This window comes from Pelagerythrobacter marensis, from assembly GCF_036700095.1.
GTDB lineage: Bacteria > Pseudomonadota > Alphaproteobacteria > Sphingomonadales > Sphingomonadaceae > Pelagerythrobacter > Pelagerythrobacter marensis_A.
This window is the reverse complement of record NZ_CP144918.1, coordinates 2,197,613-2,215,977: the sequence shown is the minus strand read 5'-3', so window position 1 is coordinate 2,215,977 and position 18,365 is coordinate 2,197,613. Positions and strand designations below refer to the sequence as shown.

Genomic DNA, 18,365 nt, shown 5'->3' with positions numbered 1-18,365 from the left:
AGGCGATACCGTCCGTCGGCACCTGGTGGGGCGGGGGTCCACGGGCATGGTTTACTGCAAGTTAAAATTTGCGCCCTAGGCAGGCTGCCAATCGCTCACGATCCGGAAGGGGTTCGATGTCCTTGGTTCTGGCGGCCGACTGCCCCGCCCCTGCCGCAACGACGCCTGCGTCCGCCGCCAAATGGCCGTTGGTCGGCGCGCTGGTCGTGCTCGGGCTCGCCGCGCCCGTTTTCGCTCTGGCCGGATGGCTGGCGCTGACCAGCCATCCGGCGATCCTGTTCTATGCCACTCCGATCGTCGCGGCCGAGCTTGCCATCGTGGCTCTGGCCATTGCCGCAGGGTTCGATCTGCGCGCAGCGATCGCCCGTCTCGCGCCGGCGACCCGCGTGGGGGTAGCGGTCTGGCTTGTCGCCGTGGCCCTGGCCGATCTCGTCTTCGCCGCCGACAGGGCATTGGCCTTGCCGCTGATGCTGACGACCGCAATTCATGCCGTCTTCGGCCTGGCGCTGTGGGCGATGTTCGAAACGGCATGGGCGCGGCACCGAAGATGGTTCCTCTACTCCGCGGGCGCGGGGACGATCCTCTATGGCGTAGTCTTCATTGCAATCGTGGCGAACGAATTGGGCAACCCCGGTTTCAACTGGATCGGCGTGGGGGTCGGTATCACCAATATCCGGCAGCTGGGCTTCTATGGCGTCGCGCTTGTCGCCATGGCGTTCGGCCTGTCCGCCACGATGCGCAGCTGGCCTGCGCTGTGCGGCGCGGCCGGCGGTGCCTTCGGCTTCTGGCTGGCGATCGTGAGCGGAAGCCGGGTCGCGTTTGCCGCGGCTCTGGCGAGCGTGCTTGTCGTCGGCGTTCTGACGCCGGCCAATGCTCGTTTCAGGCTGGCCGGGCTGGCGGCGGCGGCCCTGGCCGTGGCCATTCCGGCGTCGTACCTGCTTGTCCCGCACGAAGCATGGGGCTTCGACCGGATCATAAGCCGCGGACTCTCGGGCGACAGCATCGACCAGTACTCTTCGGGCCGGACAGCGATCTGGCGCGAGACTTGGGCCGCCATCGTCGACCGGCCGCTGTTCGGCCATGGCGAAGGCCAGTTCCGGTCGCAGATCGCAGCGGCCGGGGGCGGCCTCAACCACCCGCACAATGCCGTTCTCCAGTTTCTCTACCAGTGGGGCATCGTGGGCACCGCCGGCCTTGCGCTGATGCTGTCTGCAGGGGGCCTGCGGCTCCGGCGGCTCACCGGGCACGCCAGCGGGACGGATTTCGCCGCGTTCGGCACGCTCGCCGGTCTCCTGGCAATCGCGATGTTCGAAGGGGCGCTCTATCACGCCTATCCGGTTATGATCGCCGTGCTGTGCCTGGCCGTGCTGAATGCCAGCGCCCCGCCCCGGGACGGAATGACCCGCAAAACGGAACCGGCTCGACGCGATCGGCGGCAGCCTTAGCAAAATAGTTAGCTTTCCGAATTATTCACCACGTTGGCAGGGCCCGTCGTCTGCATGCGCCGAGGGTTCGCTGGAAGTTGATAAGATCAAGGGGTCATGGAATGAGCGCATTCGGGAGGAAGAACGGACCCGGCGGGATGACACCCGGCGGCCGCCCGTCGTTCGGCGTTGCCCGTCCGATGAAGGGCGGCGAGACTGCGCGATCCACACCGAACGACGGCCAGTTCCCACCCCTCCCCAGCGACGATACTGCGCCCCCCGGCGAACCGTCCGCGCCGAACAGGGCCGATGCGATGACGCGCCTGGCGGATCGCGCCAATGCGATCCACGAGCAGGCCGAAGTCGGCGGGTTCGAAGCCAGCGTTCACAAGATCAAGGAACAGGTGCTGCCACGCCTGCTGGAACGGGTCGACCCGGAAGCGGCGGCGACCCTGACCAAGGACGAGCTCTCCGAAGAGTTCCGCCCCATCATCATGGAAGTGCTGGCCGAGCTCAAGGTCACGCTCAATCGCCGCGAGCAGTTCGCGCTGGAAAAGGTGCTGATCGACGAGCTGCTCGGCTTCGGCCCGCTGGAAGAGCTGCTCAACGACCCCGATGTTTCGGATATCATGGTCAATGGCCCTGACCAGACCTATATCGAAAAGAAGGGCAAGCTGGTCGTCGCCCCGATCAAGTTCCGCGACGAACAGCACCTGTTCCAGATCGCGCAGCGAATCGTGAACCAGGTCGGCCGCCGGGTCGACCAGACCACTCCCCTGGCCGACGCACGTCTGAAGGACGGTTCGCGCGTGAACGTGATCGTGCCGCCCCTCAGCCTGCGCGGCACCGCGATCTCGATCCGCAAATTCTCCGAAAAACCGATCACCCTCGACATGCTCAGGGAATTCGGCTCGATGTCGGACAAGATGTGCACCGCGCTGAAAATCGCGGGCGCCTGCCGGATGAATGTCGTCATCTCGGGCGGTACCGGCTCGGGCAAGACGACCATGCTCAATGCCCTGTCGAAGATGATCGACCCGGGCGAGCGCGTGCTGACGATCGAGGATGCGGCCGAACTGCGTCTGCAGCAACCGCACTGGCTGCCGCTCGAAACCCGGCCGCCGAACCTGGAGGGTCAGGGCGCGATCACCATCGGCGACCTGGTCAAGAACGCGCTGCGCATGCGCCCCGACCGGATCATTCTGGGCGAAATTCGCGGCGCAGAATGTTTCGATCTGCTCGCCGCGATGAACACCGGGCACGACGGATCGATGTGTACGCTGCACGCCAACAGTCCGCGCGAATGCCTGGGGCGTATGGAAAACATGATCATGATGGGCGACATCAAGATCCCGAAGGAAGCCATCAGCCGGCAGATCGCGGAATCGGTGGACCTGATCGTGCAGGTAAAGCGCCTGCGCGACGGTTCGCGCCGAACGACCAACATCACCGAGGTCATCGGGATGGAAGGCGACGTGATCGTCACGCAGGAACTGTTCAAGTTCGAGTATCTGGACGAAACCGAGGAAGGCAAGATCCTCGGCGAATTCCGCAGCTCGGGCCTGCGCCCCTACACCCTGGAAAAGGCCCGCCAGTTCGGCTTCGACCAAGCCTATCTCGAAGCCTGCCTGTAGAGATTGCCGGGTTTCGCCGGCACGCCTTCGGGGCGGGGCGCCTGCCCCTTCCCGAGGCTCAGGCGTCCTGGCTGGACAGGCTTTCGACCGCTCGCCGATAGTGCGGCAAGGCCGATACCAGCATCACGAGAATCAGGGGCAAGGTGATCGCGCCCGTGATCGCGATCGAATATCGCAACGCCCCCTGGTCGCCGAAGCCGAAATCCGTGATCGCCGCGATAACGCTGGCGCCAAGACCCATCCCCAGCAGATTGACCGCGAGCAGGGCGATCGCTGTCACCTGCCCGCGCAACTGGTTCGGAGTTACGTCCTGAATTGCGGCGAGCATGACGCCTTGCGATGCCTGTCCGATCAGGGTGCCCACGGCCATCATGGCGAGAGCGAGCATGGCCGACGGCATGAGCGGCGCGAGAACGAGCGGAAAGCCCTTGAGCAGGGTCGAGAACAGGACGATCCGCATGTTGGCATCGGCCCGGCCGGAATGCATCAACCGGCCGGAGAGCCATCCGCCGAACAGGGTGCCGACCGTTCCGCAAGCCAACATTACGCCGCCATAGTAGATGCCGACCTCGCCAGGGCTCATCGCATAAGTGCGGATGAGGAAGGTCGGGAACCACAGAGCCGTGCCGATCGCCAGGAGTGCGATGAGGCCGAGCGATCCGATCAGCGAGCCGAACAGGACCTTGCGCTCCATCACGTAAGCGAACCCCTCGCGCAAGGTGCTCTGCGCAGCGAGTTCCTTGGCCATTTCGCGGCGTGGCGGCTCGCGGATCAGGAGCATGGCTGCAGCCACCAGAATGCCGGGAGCGGCAACGCACAGGAACACGGCCTGCCATGGCTCGAAATCGCCGAGAAACGGCAGGACAAGCCCACCCTGCTCCGTGAAGTGGGTGATCAGCCAGCCACCAATCAGCAACGCCAGACCCCCGCCGATCGGATAGCCGATCGCATAGAAGCTGATCGCCAGCGCCCGCCGCTTTCGCTCGAAATAGTCGCTGATCAGCGAATAGGCCGTCGGACTGAGTGTTGCTTCGCCGACACCCACGCCGACACGGGCGACAAACAGCCCGACGAAGCTGCTCGCGAAGCCGCACAGCGCGGTCATCAACGACCAGAAAAGCACGCCCCAGAAGATCAGCATCGAGCGCCGCTTTGCGCGGTCGACATAGCGACCGATTGGCAGAGCGGCCATCGAATAGAGGATGGAGAAGGCAAAGCCTTGCAGCAGCCCCATTTCGAAGTCGGAAAGGCCCAGATCGGCCTGGATCGGCTCGACCATGAGCGTGAGAACGCGCGCATCGATCGCACTGAAGCAGTAACCGACGAACAGGATCGCGACGACCAGCCAGCGGAAGGCGCCACCGCGGCCCGGTGCGACGCTCTCCTCTGCCGCCATGGCGGGTGACGCGGCTACCATGCGGAAGGAGGATCCCGGCGCGCCAGAATCTGGTCGGTCCGCGCCGCAATCAGCCTGTCGTTTTCGGCACTTTCCGGGATCAGCCAGAAACGTCCCGACCTGACGCCCGCAAGCGCAAAATCAGCCACCTCCTCGGGTTCGGTGAGCTTCATCTGCAAGCCCGTGGTCTTCAGCAGATCGTCCATCGTACGATAAGCGACCTTCTTTTGATCTTCGTTGTCGACATATTGCGCAGGGCGGACCTCACCCGAGGCCAGAATGCCGGTGTTCACCGTATGCGGGCCCGGGAACAGGATCGCGGCCCGCAGCTTGCCGCCTTCGCGCAGCAACTGCTGGTGGAGCACTTCGGAGATGCTTGTCACCGCGGCCTTTGTCGCCGCGTAGATCGGCGTGTTGGGCAAAGAGCGGAGCCCGCCGTTGGTGGAGGACGTGTTGATCACCACCCCCTCTTCTCCGGCGGTCAGCATTCGCGGCACGAAGGCGGCAATACCATGAACCACGCCGAGGACGTTGACGTCGATGCCCCAGCGCCAGTCGCTCATGGGAATGTCCCACATCTTCTTCGCCGCCTCACCCAGCCCGACCCCTGCATTGTTGAACAGCAGGTGGACGGTCGGAAACTCGGCGAAGACTTTGTCCGCCAGCGCGCGCACGTCATCCTCGCGTGTCACGTCGCATGCCATGCCCAGCACGCAGCCGCTGCCGACGCCCTCGATCGCACTGCGCGTCTCCTCGATCCGCCTCGGATCGATATCGACGATCACGACATGAGCGCCCTGCTTCGCAAGCTGCGTGCAGATGCACCTACCCACGCCGCTGGCCCCGCCGGTAACGACCGCAACGCGGCCTGAGAAATCCCGCATCAGGCCGCCTTTCGCTGCCCGAGTTCGACGCCGGCGTTGCGCGGCTCGTCCATTCGGCCCACCCAATGCGGCGCGATCCATTCGCCCGGCACCGTACGCAGGATCTGGCCGCCGGTGGCAGTGCCGCCTTCGACGTACTGCATGTCGACGAGCTTGCGCACCGGAATGTCAGCGAGCGGATCCCACGGCGATTCGCGCAGCGTGATCGTGCCGTTCATCGCCCGGCGGTCGGTGTACTTGCGCTGCCAGTTGAGGCGGGTGAGGAACACATCGCCGTCGAACTCGCCCGGTGTGCTGATCGAGGGCAGGCCCTTGTAGCAGAAGATGTGCTCCTCGAACTCGAGCGGCTCGTCGATCCTGTCGCCGATCGTGCCTTCGATCTCGAAATAGGGGATGCCGTGGCGCGTGCAGGTCGCGCGGATGCGGTCGCCGTCGCGCTCGAAATGGGTCTCGGCGATCTTCTTCGGCTCGCCGTAGCGTTCGCGGCCCGAAGTGACGACGCTCTCACCCTCCATCGCCATGTGGAAGCAATAGGCGCCCGGAGCGCCGTCGTGCGTGCAGGGCACTGTCATCGTGAGCGCGCCGATTTCGATCGTCTCGTCTTCGCTCCGGTGCATCGCGACGTGGACCATCTGCAGCCAGATTTGCGGCCGTTCGAGCGCTTCGAGCGGACGCGGCAGCAGCGCATCGATCACTTCGCGGTTGGTCTCGTAAGTCGCGCGGATACCGTACACGGTATTGCGCAGCATTCCGGCCCCGCGGTTATCGCTCGGACCCTCGACATAGCGGAGCCTGGACATAAGACTTCTCCTCTCTCGTTCGTTTTTTGCATGCACCGAAGGCGTCGCGCCTATTCAGCGGCAATGCCAAGCCTGCCGCCTTCCGGGCCTTCGGCGTAGAACTGTTCGAAATACCGGCGGAAGCGCAGGATCGGACCATCGCCGTCGCACAGATAAGGCTGCGCGCGATGGATCTTATGCTCCCAGATCGGAATATCGCCTTCGACGCCCTTCTGGCCGCAGGTATTGGCGATCGCTTCCTGGATCGCCTTTTCTTCCATCGATCCGGGCTCGACTTTGGGATGGGTGAAGCAGAAGCGCAGCTCGACATCGTCGGCTTCGACCGGCGTGGCCAGAACCAGCAGGCTCAGCTCGACCAGGCCTTTGAGGCGCGTGAACTTCTGCCCAGCCCCGTTCTGCACGGTCTCGACCGAATATGGGACCTGCTTCACTTCGCCCGAGGGGAGTGGGATCGTGCGATGGCCGCGCGCGACCGAGCGGCGGCGGACGCCGTCGTAGGTCGTCTCGCCTTCCGGCACCGCATCCATCGAATGGACATAGGCGAAGTGGGCGACATCGACCCCGTTCTCGGCGATCTCCTGCGGATTGCTCGCGAAGCGCCATTCACGCCTGGTCGGCTCGGCCCATTCCGGATCGACGAATTCGGGATAGTCGAGGACGTCGAACTCGGGCGCGACATTATCGGGATGATACCAGGCCCAGATCACCCCGGATTTCTCGGTTACCGAATAGGATTGCGCCAACGGCTCGCGCTTGGCCCGCGGCGGGAAGGCCTTGGCATAGGGAATCTTCGAGCAGAACCCGTCGGGCCGGAACTGCCAGGCATGGAACGGGCAGCGGATCGAATCCCCTTCGACCCGCCCGCCGTAGCCGAGGTGTGCGCCGAGATGCGGGCAGTAGGCGTCGAGCAGCCCTGCGTCGCCCTGCTCGTTGCGGAACAGCACCAGATCGCGGCCGAAATAGTGGAGGGGCTTCACCTCGCCTTCGGCAAGGTCCGACGAATAGCCCACGCAGAACCAGCCGAACGGGATGGGCATGGGGAAACGTTCCACCTGGGGCACGATCGCTTGTCCTCTCTTCTCCGGCGCTGCTCACCCGTCGGGCGAGATCGCCTGTCTGTTCATTCGATGGCAGAATAGCCGCTGGGTCGGAGTGCGGAAGGCTTCGATCACGCACTCTTCGTGCATGTCAGCGAACAATCGCACGAAAGGTTCAGTAACGCGCCGCCAGCTTGGCTGCGAGCGACGGGCGAACCTTCTCGCGGTTCACGTAGCGAACCAGAAAATCGATGAAGGCGCGGGTCGAGGCGGCCATGATTCCGGGCGAATAGACGACCCAGCATTCGCGGTCGAAGTAGGCCCAGTCCTCTTCGAGCGCGAGAACCGTCCCGTCGGCCAGTCCCTGTCGCATGATGGTGACCGGGAGGCTCGCTATGCCGATCCCCTGCCGCACCGCGCTGCGCAGCGAGAGGCCGCTGTTGCTGCGCCAGCGTGGCGAGACCTTGACCTCGACATCGTCATTGAACCGCATGGTGGCGGTCAGATCGGTCAGGCAGTCGTGATGCCGCAAGTCGGCAGGCTTGGAAGGCCATCCCTTGCGCTCGACATAATCGGGAGAGGCGCACAGACAGTACGACAGATAGCCGAACATGCGGGCCCGCAGGCTCGAGCTGGGCAGATTGCCGTAGCGGATGACGACGTCGTACTGTTCCTGCGAAACCTCGTTCTCGTCGAGGTAGGCGATCGCCTCGATCACGACCGCCGGGTTCTCGCGGCTGAATTCGGCCAGCATCATCGACATGAAGTCGGAGCCGAAGATGTCGCTCAGGCCGACGCGCAAGCGGCCGACCGGCTCCGAGCTGTAGCGCGCGACCCGGCGCTCCACCTGTTCGAGCCGATCCTGAAGCTCGGAGCATTCGGCATAGAAGCTCTTGCCTGCCCCGGTCAGCGACAGCCGGCGGGTGGTGCGCACGAGAAGCTGTACGCCGAGGCGCTGCTCCAGCTCCTGCACGGTCTTGCTGACGAAGGACTTGGAGACACCGAGCTTCTCGCCGGCAGCGGTGAAGCTGCCGTGGCGTACGACCGCCAGAAATTCCTCGATGCCGCGCCAGTTGGACATGCGTTCTCCCGTGCGGCGACGCTTAGCATCGCCACGCGGGAAAACAATCGGTACGGCCTTCTCGGGCAGCGCGGCTTACTCGGCCGCTTCCTTGATGAATGCCTCGCGCCGGGGGCCGATCTTCGCGGCAATGTCCCACAGCGCCTTCTCGTCGAGATCGTAAACCTCAAGCGCGTTGGTGCCGAGCATCTTCTGGATATCGTCTTCGGGCAGGCCGCCGAGGCTTTCCATCATCTTCTCCGCCGTGTTCGGCCAGGTGCCTTCCGGGTGTGGGTAGTCGGTGCCCCACAGGATCCGGTCGATGCCGATGTCGTAGTACGACTGGGTGGTCTCCTCGTCGGGCAATGCGGAGCAGCCGACCCATACGTTGCGTGCGAAGTACTCGCTCGGCTTCATGCTCATGTTGGCATAGTAGTCGCCCAGCTTGCCGCTCGTGTGCTTGGCCGAGGCGCGGATATCCATGAGCTGCATGATCCACGGGAACCAGAACTCGCCGCCGGCTTCGGTGAAGCAGACCTTGAGCCTGGGATACTCCTCGAACACGCCGCCGAAGGTCAGGCCCCAGAGCGGGCGGGTCATCCAGAAGGCGAATTCGCACAGATACGTGCCGATCCAGCCCGGCTGGGTGGTGTCGTAGGCCGGTGCCGCGCCCGAATGGAAATGCAGCGGGAGGTTCATCTCTTCCAGCATCGCCCACACCTTGTGATACTTGGTGTGGTTGTACATGTCGAAGCCTTCGGTGAAGGCGGGGAAGAACACGCCCTTCAACCCGTTGTCCGCCGCCCAGCGGATTTCCTTCATCGTCTCGTCGAGATCGTAGAGCGCCGGGATCACCGCCAGACCGATGCGGCGGTGCGGATCGTCCCGGCAGAATTCGGCCAGCCAGCGATTATGTGCCCGGGCGCCGGCCCATTGCAGCTCCGCCCGGTCGGCATTGGGGCGCAGCCCGATATCGGCGCCGAACGGCGGGGCGTTGCGCTCGGTGATGCCGTCGGGGAAGAGGACTTCGGCAGCGACGCCGTCGCCGTCGAGGATGCGATTGCGGATCGCGCCGTCCCACGCGCCTTCGAGGCCGTCGCCGACCTTGGCGCGCCACTTGTTGTTGAAATCGTCGATCAGGAAACGCTTCTCGTGCTCCTCGCGCGCCTTGATCTCCTTCTGCACGGTCTCGTCGAACAGCTCATGATACTTGCTGTCGAGATAGTCGCGATAGCGCTCCGGCGGCAGGCCTACGTGTCCATCGGAGGAAATTACCAGGTAGCGATCCATTGATCCGTCTCCACAATCCGTGCCGCGCCTCGGCGGGCGCGCGCATTCGTCTTCGAAATCAGACAGGGAGGATAAGGCCGCGCCGGGCCCGCGATAAAGCGCCCTGCAGCAAACTGTTTATCGCTCGCGAAAGACAATGGGCCCGGCCGCGAGCACGCCGATCCCCAGCACCAGCAAGCCGATCGCGAGCGCGAACGGTGCCCCCGCCCACCCCTCGTAAGCGGCCGCGGCGACCACCGGCGGGAGCATGATCGAGGCTCCGGCGATGAACGATGTCGCGGAGGCGATTGCGACCTGCTCTGCGTCCGTGCCGCCGAGCGATGCCGCAGCGCTGAACCCCGGCCGCGCCTGGCCGTAGCCGAAGCAGGCGACGACGAATCCGGCCGATGCCGCCAGTTCGCTCGGATCGAGCAGCGCGATCAGGTTGCCCATGAGCGACAATGCGGTCCCGATCAGCATCATCCGCATCGGCACAGGCCGCATGATCCGCGGCAGCCCCCATTGCGCCACCAGCGCCATCGCCGCGCCCAGAGTCATCGTCACGCCGATCCGTTCCTGCGCCACGAGCGGGCCAGCCTGCACCCGGTCCAGCAAGACGAAACCGATGGTGTAGAGGTTGATCGCCTGCGCGCTGCAGAGCAGCAGCCCAAAGCTGAGTGCCGGCCCGCTTCCCCGTCCGCGCCATACCGCGAGGATCGAGTTATCCGAACTCGAATGCGCCCGCGACGGCGCTGCCGCATTCGCTCCGCGCGGAAGGAAGACGTAAGTCCCCGCCAGCGCCAGGGCCCCCAGCGCAGCGAACAGCACCATCGGTCCGATGAGGCCGAAAGGCTCCACAATCGCGAACGGCGCGACGGCGGGCCCGACGATCGTGCCGAGGCTAAGCGCTCCGGCCAACCCGGTGAGCACGCGGGTGCGCTGCTCCCCGGCGGTCGCATGCGCTATCAGCGACTGGGTCGCAATCGCCGAGGCCGAGCCGAGAAAGCCGAACACCGCGCGCAGGACGAAGAAGGCGAGAAAACACGCGAACGGCGTTATCAGCCCGGCAAGCCCGAAGGCGACCGCGCCACCGCAGCCCGCCATCGACAGCAGAAATCCCACCAGCCCCGCGCGGATGTAGCGGTTCGGTCCGGCGCCCGCGACGTGGCGGGTCCAGAACGGCGAACTGACCGCCCAGGTCAGCGCCGACAGCGAGAATACGCTCGCGACGAGATAGTCGGGCATGCCCACCGCCCGCCCGATCGTCGGCATGACGGAAACCAGCCCGATATTCCCGATCGCCGTCAGAAAAGTGACGACACCGAGAAAGGCGAAGACGTGCCGCCCGCGCGCGAACGGCACGTCTTCCAAGGCCGGCTCCTCAGCCGCGTCAGAACTTGACGCGCGCTTCGACGCCGGCCGAGAGCGGCTCACCGAACTGCCCGACCGTCAGGATCGACAGGTTGATGGCAGAGACGAGATACTCCTTGTCGGTCAGATTCTTGCCCCAGGCCGCCAACTCCAGCGTCGAGCCGTTGCCGAGTTCGATATCGGTCAAGGCGATGCGGGCGTTGAGCAGGCCGTAGGACGGCATCTTCGACAGCGGATCGGCAACGATGCTGGCGTATTGGGAGGAGCGCCACGAGTAGTTCGCGCTCATCTCCAGCATTGCGAAACCAAGATCGGCCTGATGCACCGCCCCGAACTGCCAGTTCCATTTCGGCACTCGCGAGAGGACATATGTATCGGTCACATCGGTCCCGTCAGGCAGCACGAAATCGGTGTAGCGCGCATCGACGTAGCCGCCGCCGAAGTTGATCGTCAGCGAGTCGACCGGCCGCAGCGCGCCGTCGATCTCGAAGCCCGTGAACTGCGCCTCGCCCGCGTTGATGATGTTCGTAGTAACAAGCGTCGGCACGAACACCCCGGCCTGGAAGTCCTTGTAGATCGAATGATAGACGGCCGCGTTGAGCTGCACGCGCCCGTTCCACCCGGCATATTTGAGGCCGGCTTCGTAAGACGTCAGCTTTTCCGGGTCGTAGGGCGTCAGAAACGCTGCGTTGGTCGCCGCGGTGTCGTTGATGCCGCCGCTCTTGAAGCCGGTGGCATAGCGCGCATAGACCGAGAAGCTCGGCTGAATCTTGTATAATACATTGAACTCCGGTGTGAATTTCTTCCACGTTCCATTGTTCTCCAACGGGATCAGATCGGTATAGCCGATACCGCCGGCACCCGGTCGCGCACCCGCGGCAGGCTGGCCGCTGCGGGTGATCGGATTGCCGTCTTCATCGCGCAGGAACACGCCGGAATTCGGGCTCGCCGGATTGGCCGCGTAGGCGGAGTTCGCCAGCAGCAGTTCGTGGGCCGACTTCTCCTCGTGGCTGTAGCGCGCCCCGGCAGAGAGGGTGAGCCGTCCGTCGAGCGCCGAAGGCGTCCAGGCGATCTGGCCGTATCCCGCGTAGGAATTGCTCTCCCCGCCCCGCTCCGAAACATCGAACCTGTCGTTGCCGCCGAACTGGAAGTTCCAGCGCGGATTGAAGACATCGTAGCTGTCGTCGAGGTAGAAGAACCCGAGCGTGTACTTGAAGTCGCCCAGAGTGCCGAGCGCCTGCACTTCCTGCGTGAATTGCTCGTAGTCGTTGTTGAGCGTGAAGCGCAGAAGATCGATCGGAGAACCGTCGAAATCGCTCTTCGAACGGGTCTTCGCCGTGCGTCGCGCGGTGATCGACTTCAGGGTGAGGTCGCCCAGGCCCGGCTCCCATTCGAGGGTGAGCGCATGTCCGGTGGTTTCGAAATCGCTCTGCCGCGCACTGTTGGCACCGGTCGTGCGGGTTCGGCCATCGACCACGTATGGTGCCAGAAGGTCATTGATGAACGCCACCGGTCCGGCACCCGTCACAGCCGTCAGCGCAAGCTGGCTCGGCGTTCCCTTGCTGTTCGAAATGTCGTAGCTGTAGAGCGCACTAAAATTCGCCGCCGGCTGCCACCGCAGGTCGACGCGGCCCGCCCACAGATCCTGCTCGCCGAAATTCTCGCCCGTGGCGGAATTGCGGTAGTATCCGCCATACTGCTTGGTCACGCCGCTCAGCTTGAGGCTGAAGCCGGCGACTTCGGGCAGATCGACCACCATCTTGCCCACGAAACTGTCGTAGGTTCCATAGCTCGCCGACACTTGCCCGCCGAACTCGCCGCTCGGTTTGCGGGTGATGAGGTTCACCGCACCGCCGATGGTGTTCTTGCCGTAAAGCGTCCCCTGCGGGCCGCGCAGAACCTCGACCCGTTCGAGATCGACGATGTCGAAGGCCGCACCGGTCGATTTCCCGATCGGCACGCCGTCGATATAGAGGCCCACCGGCTGGTCGCGCGCCAGGCTGGTGTCTGCCGACGGGGAAAGACCGCGGATCGTTATCAGCGGGCCGTAAGTATTGCCGATCGTCTCGTTGATCTGGATATTCGGCACGACCGTTGCGATGTCGGTGACGGTCCGCACCTGCGCCCGGTCGAGCGCCTCCTGGTTGACCGCGCTGACCGAAATTGGAACGTCGACCAGCCTCTCTTCGCGACGCTGTGCGGTGACGACGATTTCGGCACCATCGACCGTGGGGGCCGGTGCGGGGACGGCGGCGGCCTCCTCGATCGGCCCGTCCCGCGCCTCCCCCGCCTCCTGCGCCCCCGCCAGCGCGGGCGAGCAGGCGAGCGCCGTCGTCGCCAGTATAAACGCCTTGTTGTAGCGCCTCATTGTATCCTCTCCCTTGTTGTCTACGCGCATCTGCGTGCAACGTTGTCGATCACGATAGCTCGCCTCGCACGATGATTAAGCCGGGCAGCGTGACCACACTGTCCCTGAAGGTGGCGAATGGCCGGGCCGGCGCGAGCGGAAGGAGGCTAGCCATTGCGCAGCGCCTCCTTCGTCACCTTGCCTGCGGCGTTGTGCGGCAGGCTCTCGACGAAGGCGAAGGCGCGCGGAACCTTGTAGTTCGCCATGCGCCCGCGCGCCCATTCGGCCAGTTCGCTTTCGCCCGGCGCCTCCCCCGGGCGGAGCACGACGAAGGCCTTGCCGACCTCCCCCATGCGTTCGTCGGGCACGCCGATCACCGCGGCCTGAGCGATGGCCGGGTGTTCGGCGAGCAGGCGCTCCACTTCCGCCGGGTAGACGTTGAACCCGCCCGAGATGAACATGTCCTTCTTGCGATCGGTGATCCGCAGATATCCTTCCGGGCCGAGCCAGCCGATGTCGCCGGTGGAAAGCCATCCGTCCGGGTCGATCGCTTCGGCAGTCGCCTGCGGATCGTCGAGATAGCCGAGCATGACGCCGTAGCCGCGCACCTGGACTTCGCCCGCATCGCCCTGCGCAACCGGCTTCCCCTCGTCGTCGACGATCCGCAGCTCGAGCCCCGGCAGCGGGCGGCCGCAGCTTTCCGCGATCAGATCCGCATCGTCGCCGCGGCGGCAAGAGGTGATCGTCGCGCATTCGGTCATGCCGTAGGCGGTGACGGTGTCGACCAGGCCGAGTTCGCTGCGCATACGGCGGACCAGTTCCGGCGGCACGCTGGCGGCGCCTGTTGCTGCGCCGCGCAGCGAGGACGTGTCGAAGTCCCTCTCCGCCTTCGCCGCCAGCAGCGACTGGTAGATCGTCGGCGGGCCGGGCAGGAACGAGATGCGCTCGCGCTCGATCAGTTCGATCACGCGCGGAATGTCGAAGGTCGCGAGCGGATAGATCGGCGCGCCGGCTATCAGCGCCGCGACCCAGCCGGCCTTGAATCCGAAGCTGTGAAAGAACGGATTGACGATCAGGTAACGGTCGTCGCTCGTCAGCCCCATCTGGCGGCCCCAGTCGGCGAACATCGGCACGATCCGGTCATGCGTCGAGACGACGCCCTTCGGCGCCCCGGTCGTGCCGCTGGTGAACATGATGTCCGAGACATGCCCGGCGGTCAGGCGGCCCAGCGCCGCGTCGATCGACGGATCGTCCGCGCCCTTCCCCTCGGCGACGAACGCCTGCCAATCGGAATCGAGCAGCACCGTCCGCTCCAGCGCAGGAAGGTCCTTGCCCGCCAGCAGCGCCGGATAGTCGATGCCGAGGAAATCGCCGCAGGTGACGAGCACTTTGGCCGAAGTGCGCCGCAGCATCTCCGCCGCCTCGCGCCCCTTCAGGCGAGTGTTGAGCGGCACGATCGCGGCCCCCGTCGTCATCGTCCCGACCGCGGCGACGATCCAGTCGCGGCCGTTGGGCGCCCAGATCGCAACCCGGTCCCCCTCGCCCACGCCGCTCGCGAGCATGGCCGAGGCGGCGGCGCGGCATTCCCGTTCGAGATCCGCGAACAACCAGCGCACCTCGCCTTCGACGAGCGCAGTGCGCGAGCCCCATGTCCGCGCGGCCGCGGCGACGAGATGCGGAACGGTCGGAGGCAGCGGATCGATCATTCGGCGCCCCCATTTTCGGGATAGTAGCGGCTGATCGTGTCGATCGTGCAAGCCGGCTTGTCGCCGCCTTCGATCTCGATCGTCACCCGCACCGTCGACTGAATGGCGCCGCTGATGTCCTCGACTTTGACAATCTCGCCCGCCGCGCGGATGCGGCTGCCGACCGGCACCGGCGCGAGGAAGCGCAGGCGGTCCGCCCCGATATTCACCGCGTGGGCAAAGCCGCGCACCTCGACCAGATCGGGCAGGAAACGGTTCACGAGCGCGAGGGTGAGATAGCCATGCGCGATCGTGCCGCCGAACGGGCCGTCCTTCGCGCGCTCGACATCGACGTGGATCCACTGATGGTCGCCGGTAACTTCGGCGAACCCGTCCACCCGGCTCTGCTCGATTGCGAGCCACTCGGTGGGGCCGAGCTGCACACCCTCGCTGCCGAGCAGGTCGGCGGGGCGGGCGAAGATCCGCGGCCCGCTCATGCGCGCTGGCTCGACACGGAGACGACCTCGCCGGTCATATAGCTGGCGAGGTCGGAAGCGAGGAACAGCATGACGTTGGCGACCTCCCACACTTCCGCCGGCCGCCCGAAAGCCTCGCGCGCGGACAGTTCGGCGAGCAGTTTGTCGCTGGTCACTTTGGCGAGGAAGGCGTGCATCGCGATCGACGGCGCAACGGCGTTGATCCGCACGCCGTGCTCGGCCGCCTCGAGCGCGGAGCAGCGGGTGAAGGCCATGACCCCCGCCTTGGCCGCCGCGTAGTGCGCCTGCCCCTTCTGCGCGCGCCAGCCGAGGACCGAAGCGTTGTTGACGATTGCACCTGTTTTGCGCGCGTACATTCCGGGAAGGAAGGCGCGCGTCATGCGGAAGACCGAATTGAGCGTGACGTCGAGCACGCGGTGCCACTCGTCGTCGGTCATGTCCACGACCGCGCGCTCCCCGCCGAGGCCCGCGTTGTTGATCAGCACGTCGAGCGCGCCGAGTTCGGCCTCGGCCGCACCGCGCAGCGCGTCGACCTGCGCCTGATCGGTCACGTCGCAGACGAACGCCGCCGGCCGCTCGCTTCCCGTCTCCTCCGCAATCCGCGCCGCCGCTTCGCCCAGGCGCCGTTCGTGCCAGTCGCTGATCATGACCCGCGCGCCTTCCTCGACGGCGCGCTTCGCCGCAGCATAGCCGATGCCCGTGCCCGCTGCGGCGGTGACAAGCACCGTCTTGCCCGCAAGCAGGTTGCGCCCGGGCGGATATGTCGGCGTCAGGCTCATGCGTTCCCCCGTGGTTCGCGCGGCAGGCCGAGCCCGCGCTCGGCGATCAGGTTGCGCTGAATCTGATTGGTGCCGCCGTAGATCGTGTCGGCGCGCGAATAGAGATAGAGATTGGTGAGCAACGGCCAGCCTTCGGCATCCGTGGGCGCGACCTCGCCTTCCTGCCCGAGCACGTCCATCGCCAGCTCGCCCAGCGCCCGGCGCCAGCTCGCCCACTGGATCTTGTAGGTCAGCGCCGCGCCCGCCAGCGCCCCGCCCTTGCCGTCCGCCAGCATGCGAAGCGCGCCGTAGCGCATCAGGCGCAGGCCGATCTCGGCCTCGGCAAGCCGCTGGCGGAACACCGGGTCGGCCGCCTTGCCGTTGCGCCTGGCCGCGGCAATCACCGCGTCAAGCTCGTTGCGGAACTGCATCTGCTGGCCAAGGGTCGAGATGCCCCGTTCGAACGAGAGCAGCGTGGTGGAGACGATCCACCCTTCTCCCTCGGCACCGACCATGTTCTCCACCGGGCAGCGCGCACCGTCGAAGAACACTTCGTTGAACTCGGACTCGCCGTTGATCTGGCGGATCGGGCGGATTTCGATGCCCGGCTGGTCGAGGTCGACGAGCAGGAAGCTCAGCCCCTCGCGCCCGCCGGTCCCATCCTCGGTCCTTGCGAGCACGAAGATCATGTCGGCGAACTGGGCCAGGCTGGTCCAGATCTTCTGCCCCTCGATCACCCATTCGCCGCCGTCGCGCCGCGCGCGGGTGCGGATGGCGGCAAGGTCGGAGCCGGCACCGGGTTCGGAATAGCCCTGGCACCAGATCGCGGTGCCCTCGGCGATCGCCGGCAGGAAGCGCGCCTTCTGTTCGGAGCTGCCGAGTGCGAGCAGCGTCGGCCCGAGCAGCTCGACACCCATGTGGTTGAGCCGGTTCGGCGCCCCGGCACGGGCGTATTCCTCCGCGAAGATGACCTGCTCGTTGAGCGTCGCGTCGCGACCACCCCAGGCGATCGGCCAGCCGATGCATGAATAGCGATGCTCGGCCAGTCGTCGCTCCCACGCCTTCCGGCGCTCGGGCTTGTCGACCAGGTTCGCGATCCCGCGGATGTCGGCGAACTCGCCGGTCATCTGGTCTTCGAACCAGCTCGCGCATTCGCGGCGGAACGCCTCTTCCACGTCGGAGAACCCCAGCTTCATGCCGCTTCGTCCAGCATGATCCGCGCGACGCGCTCGCGGTGATGCGGCCCGTCGCCGAGCATGTTGGCAATGGCGCGCGCGCGCTTGAAGAACAGGTGCGCGTCGTGCTCCCAGGTGAAGCCGATGCCGCCATGGAGCTGGATCATGTCGCCGGCGATGCGCAGGTAGGTATCGGCGCAGAAGCTCTTGGCGGCATGGAGCGCCAGCGCGCGCGTCTCGTGCCCTTCGTCGAGGGCGCAGGCCGCCCACCATACGGCGGAGCGCGCCTGCTCGATCTCGACCGCGCGGTCGGCGAGGCGATGCTTGTAGGCCTGGAACGAGCCCACGGGCCGGCCGAACTGTTCGCGTTCCCTGGCGAACGCGATGGTCCGGTCGAGCGCCTCCTGCGCACCGCCGAGCGCTTCGGCGGCGAGGCAGAGCACGCCGGCCGCGCGGGCCGCCTCGCACGGTACCGTTCCGCCGGGGAGCGGATCGCCGGCGGATGCGTGAACCCGCGCGAGCGGGCGGGTCTCATCAAGCGACTTCATCGGCTCGACCGTGGCCGCGCCAGCCTCGATCAGATCCGCGCCGCCTTCGCCGAGCAAGAGGAGCAAATCGCACTGCGCCGCGTGCGGCACGAAGGTGCCCTCGCCTCCTCGCTCGCCCGCCGCGACGATACGGTCCCCCGCCATCATCGCGGGAAGGTGCGCCTCGATCGCCGCCCGATCATCGCTCGCGAGCAGGGCGGCGGTTGCCATCACGTGACCCAGCAGCGGAATCGCCGCCAGGGTGCGGCCAGCCTGCTCGGTGACGACCGCCAGTTCCACATGACCGAGTCCGGGGCCCCCGAGGTCCTCGGGTACCATGAGGCCGCCGAAGCCGAGCTCGCGGCAATAGGCGCGCCAGAGATCGCGATCGATACCGTTGGCCATCGCGGCCCGCGTGCGCTCGCCCTCTGCGTTCTCCGCGAAGAACGCAGCTGCCGTTTCGGCAATCATCTGCTGCTGCTCGTCGAGCGCGAATGCCAT

At 65.8% G+C, this 18,365-nt stretch carries 15 protein-coding genes; 2 read left to right on the top strand and 13 right to left on the bottom strand.

Annotated features, from left to right (window positions below; all coding sequences use genetic code 11):
- Window positions 1-116 precede the first annotated feature (116 nt).
- Together V5F89_RS10455 and V5F89_RS10450 are read left to right on the top strand one after the other, a co-directional pair.
- Complete coding sequence (locus V5F89_RS10455; protein ID WP_338445590.1) at window positions 117-1,445, top strand: O-antigen ligase family protein; 1,329 nt, start codon at window positions 117-119, stop codon at window positions 1,443-1,445.
- Window positions 1,446-1,546: 101 nt separating this feature from the next.
- On the top strand, window positions 1,547-3,058 hold the full coding sequence (locus tag V5F89_RS10450) for a CpaF family protein (RefSeq protein ID WP_338445589.1): 1,512 nt from the start codon (window positions 1,547-1,549) through the stop codon (window positions 3,056-3,058).
- A 58-nt stretch (window positions 3,059-3,116) separates the two neighbouring features.
- Here the strand turns inward: V5F89_RS10450 and V5F89_RS10445 are convergent, their stop codons facing one another.
- From V5F89_RS10445 to V5F89_RS10385, 13 genes are all read right to left on the bottom strand, one after another.
- Complete coding sequence (locus V5F89_RS10445; RefSeq protein WP_338445588.1) at window positions 3,117-4,475, bottom strand: MFS transporter; 1,359 nt, start codon at window positions 4,473-4,475, stop codon at window positions 3,117-3,119.
- Window positions 4,469-5,338, bottom strand: coding sequence for an SDR family NAD(P)-dependent oxidoreductase (locus V5F89_RS10440; RefSeq protein WP_338445587.1), 870 nt, complete (start codon window positions 5,336-5,338; stop codon window positions 4,469-4,471). The genes V5F89_RS10445 and V5F89_RS10440 overlap by 7 nt, the downstream gene beginning before the upstream one ends.
- The gene (locus V5F89_RS10435; protein WP_338445586.1) at window positions 5,338-6,138 is read right to left on the bottom strand and encodes an acetoacetate decarboxylase family protein; all 801 of its coding nucleotides are present in this window, start codon (window positions 6,136-6,138) and stop codon (window positions 5,338-5,340) included. The genes V5F89_RS10440 and V5F89_RS10435 overlap by 1 nt, the downstream gene beginning before the upstream one ends.
- A gap of 50 nt (window positions 6,139-6,188) precedes the next feature.
- Window positions 6,189-7,175, bottom strand: a complete 987-nt coding sequence (locus V5F89_RS10430; protein ID WP_338445585.1) for a Rieske 2Fe-2S domain-containing protein — start codon at window positions 7,173-7,175, stop codon at window positions 6,189-6,191.
- A gap of 175 nt (window positions 7,176-7,350) precedes the next feature.
- Window positions 7,351-8,256, bottom strand: coding sequence for a LysR family transcriptional regulator (locus V5F89_RS10425; RefSeq protein WP_338445584.1), 906 nt, complete (start codon window positions 8,254-8,256; stop codon window positions 7,351-7,353).
- Between the two features lie 75 nt (window positions 8,257-8,331).
- Window positions 8,332-9,525, bottom strand: a complete 1,194-nt coding sequence (locus V5F89_RS10420; protein ID WP_338445583.1) for an amidohydrolase family protein — start codon at window positions 9,523-9,525, stop codon at window positions 8,332-8,334.
- A gap of 117 nt (window positions 9,526-9,642) precedes the next feature.
- Window positions 9,643-10,866 (bottom strand): MFS transporter, encoded by a 1,224-nt coding sequence (locus tag V5F89_RS10415; RefSeq protein WP_338447559.1) that lies wholly within the window; start codon window positions 10,864-10,866, stop codon window positions 9,643-9,645.
- 28 nt (window positions 10,867-10,894) lie between these two features.
- On the bottom strand, window positions 10,895-13,243 hold the full coding sequence (locus V5F89_RS10410) for a TonB-dependent receptor (RefSeq protein ID WP_338445582.1): 2,349 nt from the start codon (window positions 13,241-13,243) through the stop codon (window positions 10,895-10,897).
- 146 nt (window positions 13,244-13,389) lie between these two features.
- Complete coding sequence (locus tag V5F89_RS10405) at window positions 13,390-14,928, bottom strand: FadD3 family acyl-CoA ligase (protein WP_338445581.1); 1,539 nt, start codon at window positions 14,926-14,928, stop codon at window positions 13,390-13,392.
- Entirely contained in the window at window positions 14,925-15,404 is a 480-nt protein-coding gene (locus tag V5F89_RS10400) for a MaoC family dehydratase (protein WP_338445580.1), read from the bottom strand. Before V5F89_RS10400 ends, V5F89_RS10405 begins: the two co-directional genes overlap by 4 nt.
- Window positions 15,401-16,183 (bottom strand): SDR family oxidoreductase, encoded by a 783-nt coding sequence (locus tag V5F89_RS10395; protein ID WP_338445579.1) that lies wholly within the window; start codon window positions 16,181-16,183, stop codon window positions 15,401-15,403. The genes V5F89_RS10400 and V5F89_RS10395 overlap by 4 nt, the downstream gene beginning before the upstream one ends.
- Window positions 16,180-17,358 (bottom strand): acyl-CoA dehydrogenase family protein, encoded by a 1,179-nt coding sequence (locus tag V5F89_RS10390; RefSeq protein ID WP_338445578.1) that lies wholly within the window; start codon window positions 17,356-17,358, stop codon window positions 16,180-16,182. The genes V5F89_RS10395 and V5F89_RS10390 overlap by 4 nt, the downstream gene beginning before the upstream one ends.
- Window positions 17,355-18,365, bottom strand: a complete 1,011-nt coding sequence (locus V5F89_RS10385; RefSeq protein ID WP_338445577.1) for an acyl-CoA dehydrogenase family protein — start codon at window positions 18,363-18,365, stop codon at window positions 17,355-17,357. Before V5F89_RS10385 ends, V5F89_RS10390 begins: the two co-directional genes overlap by 4 nt.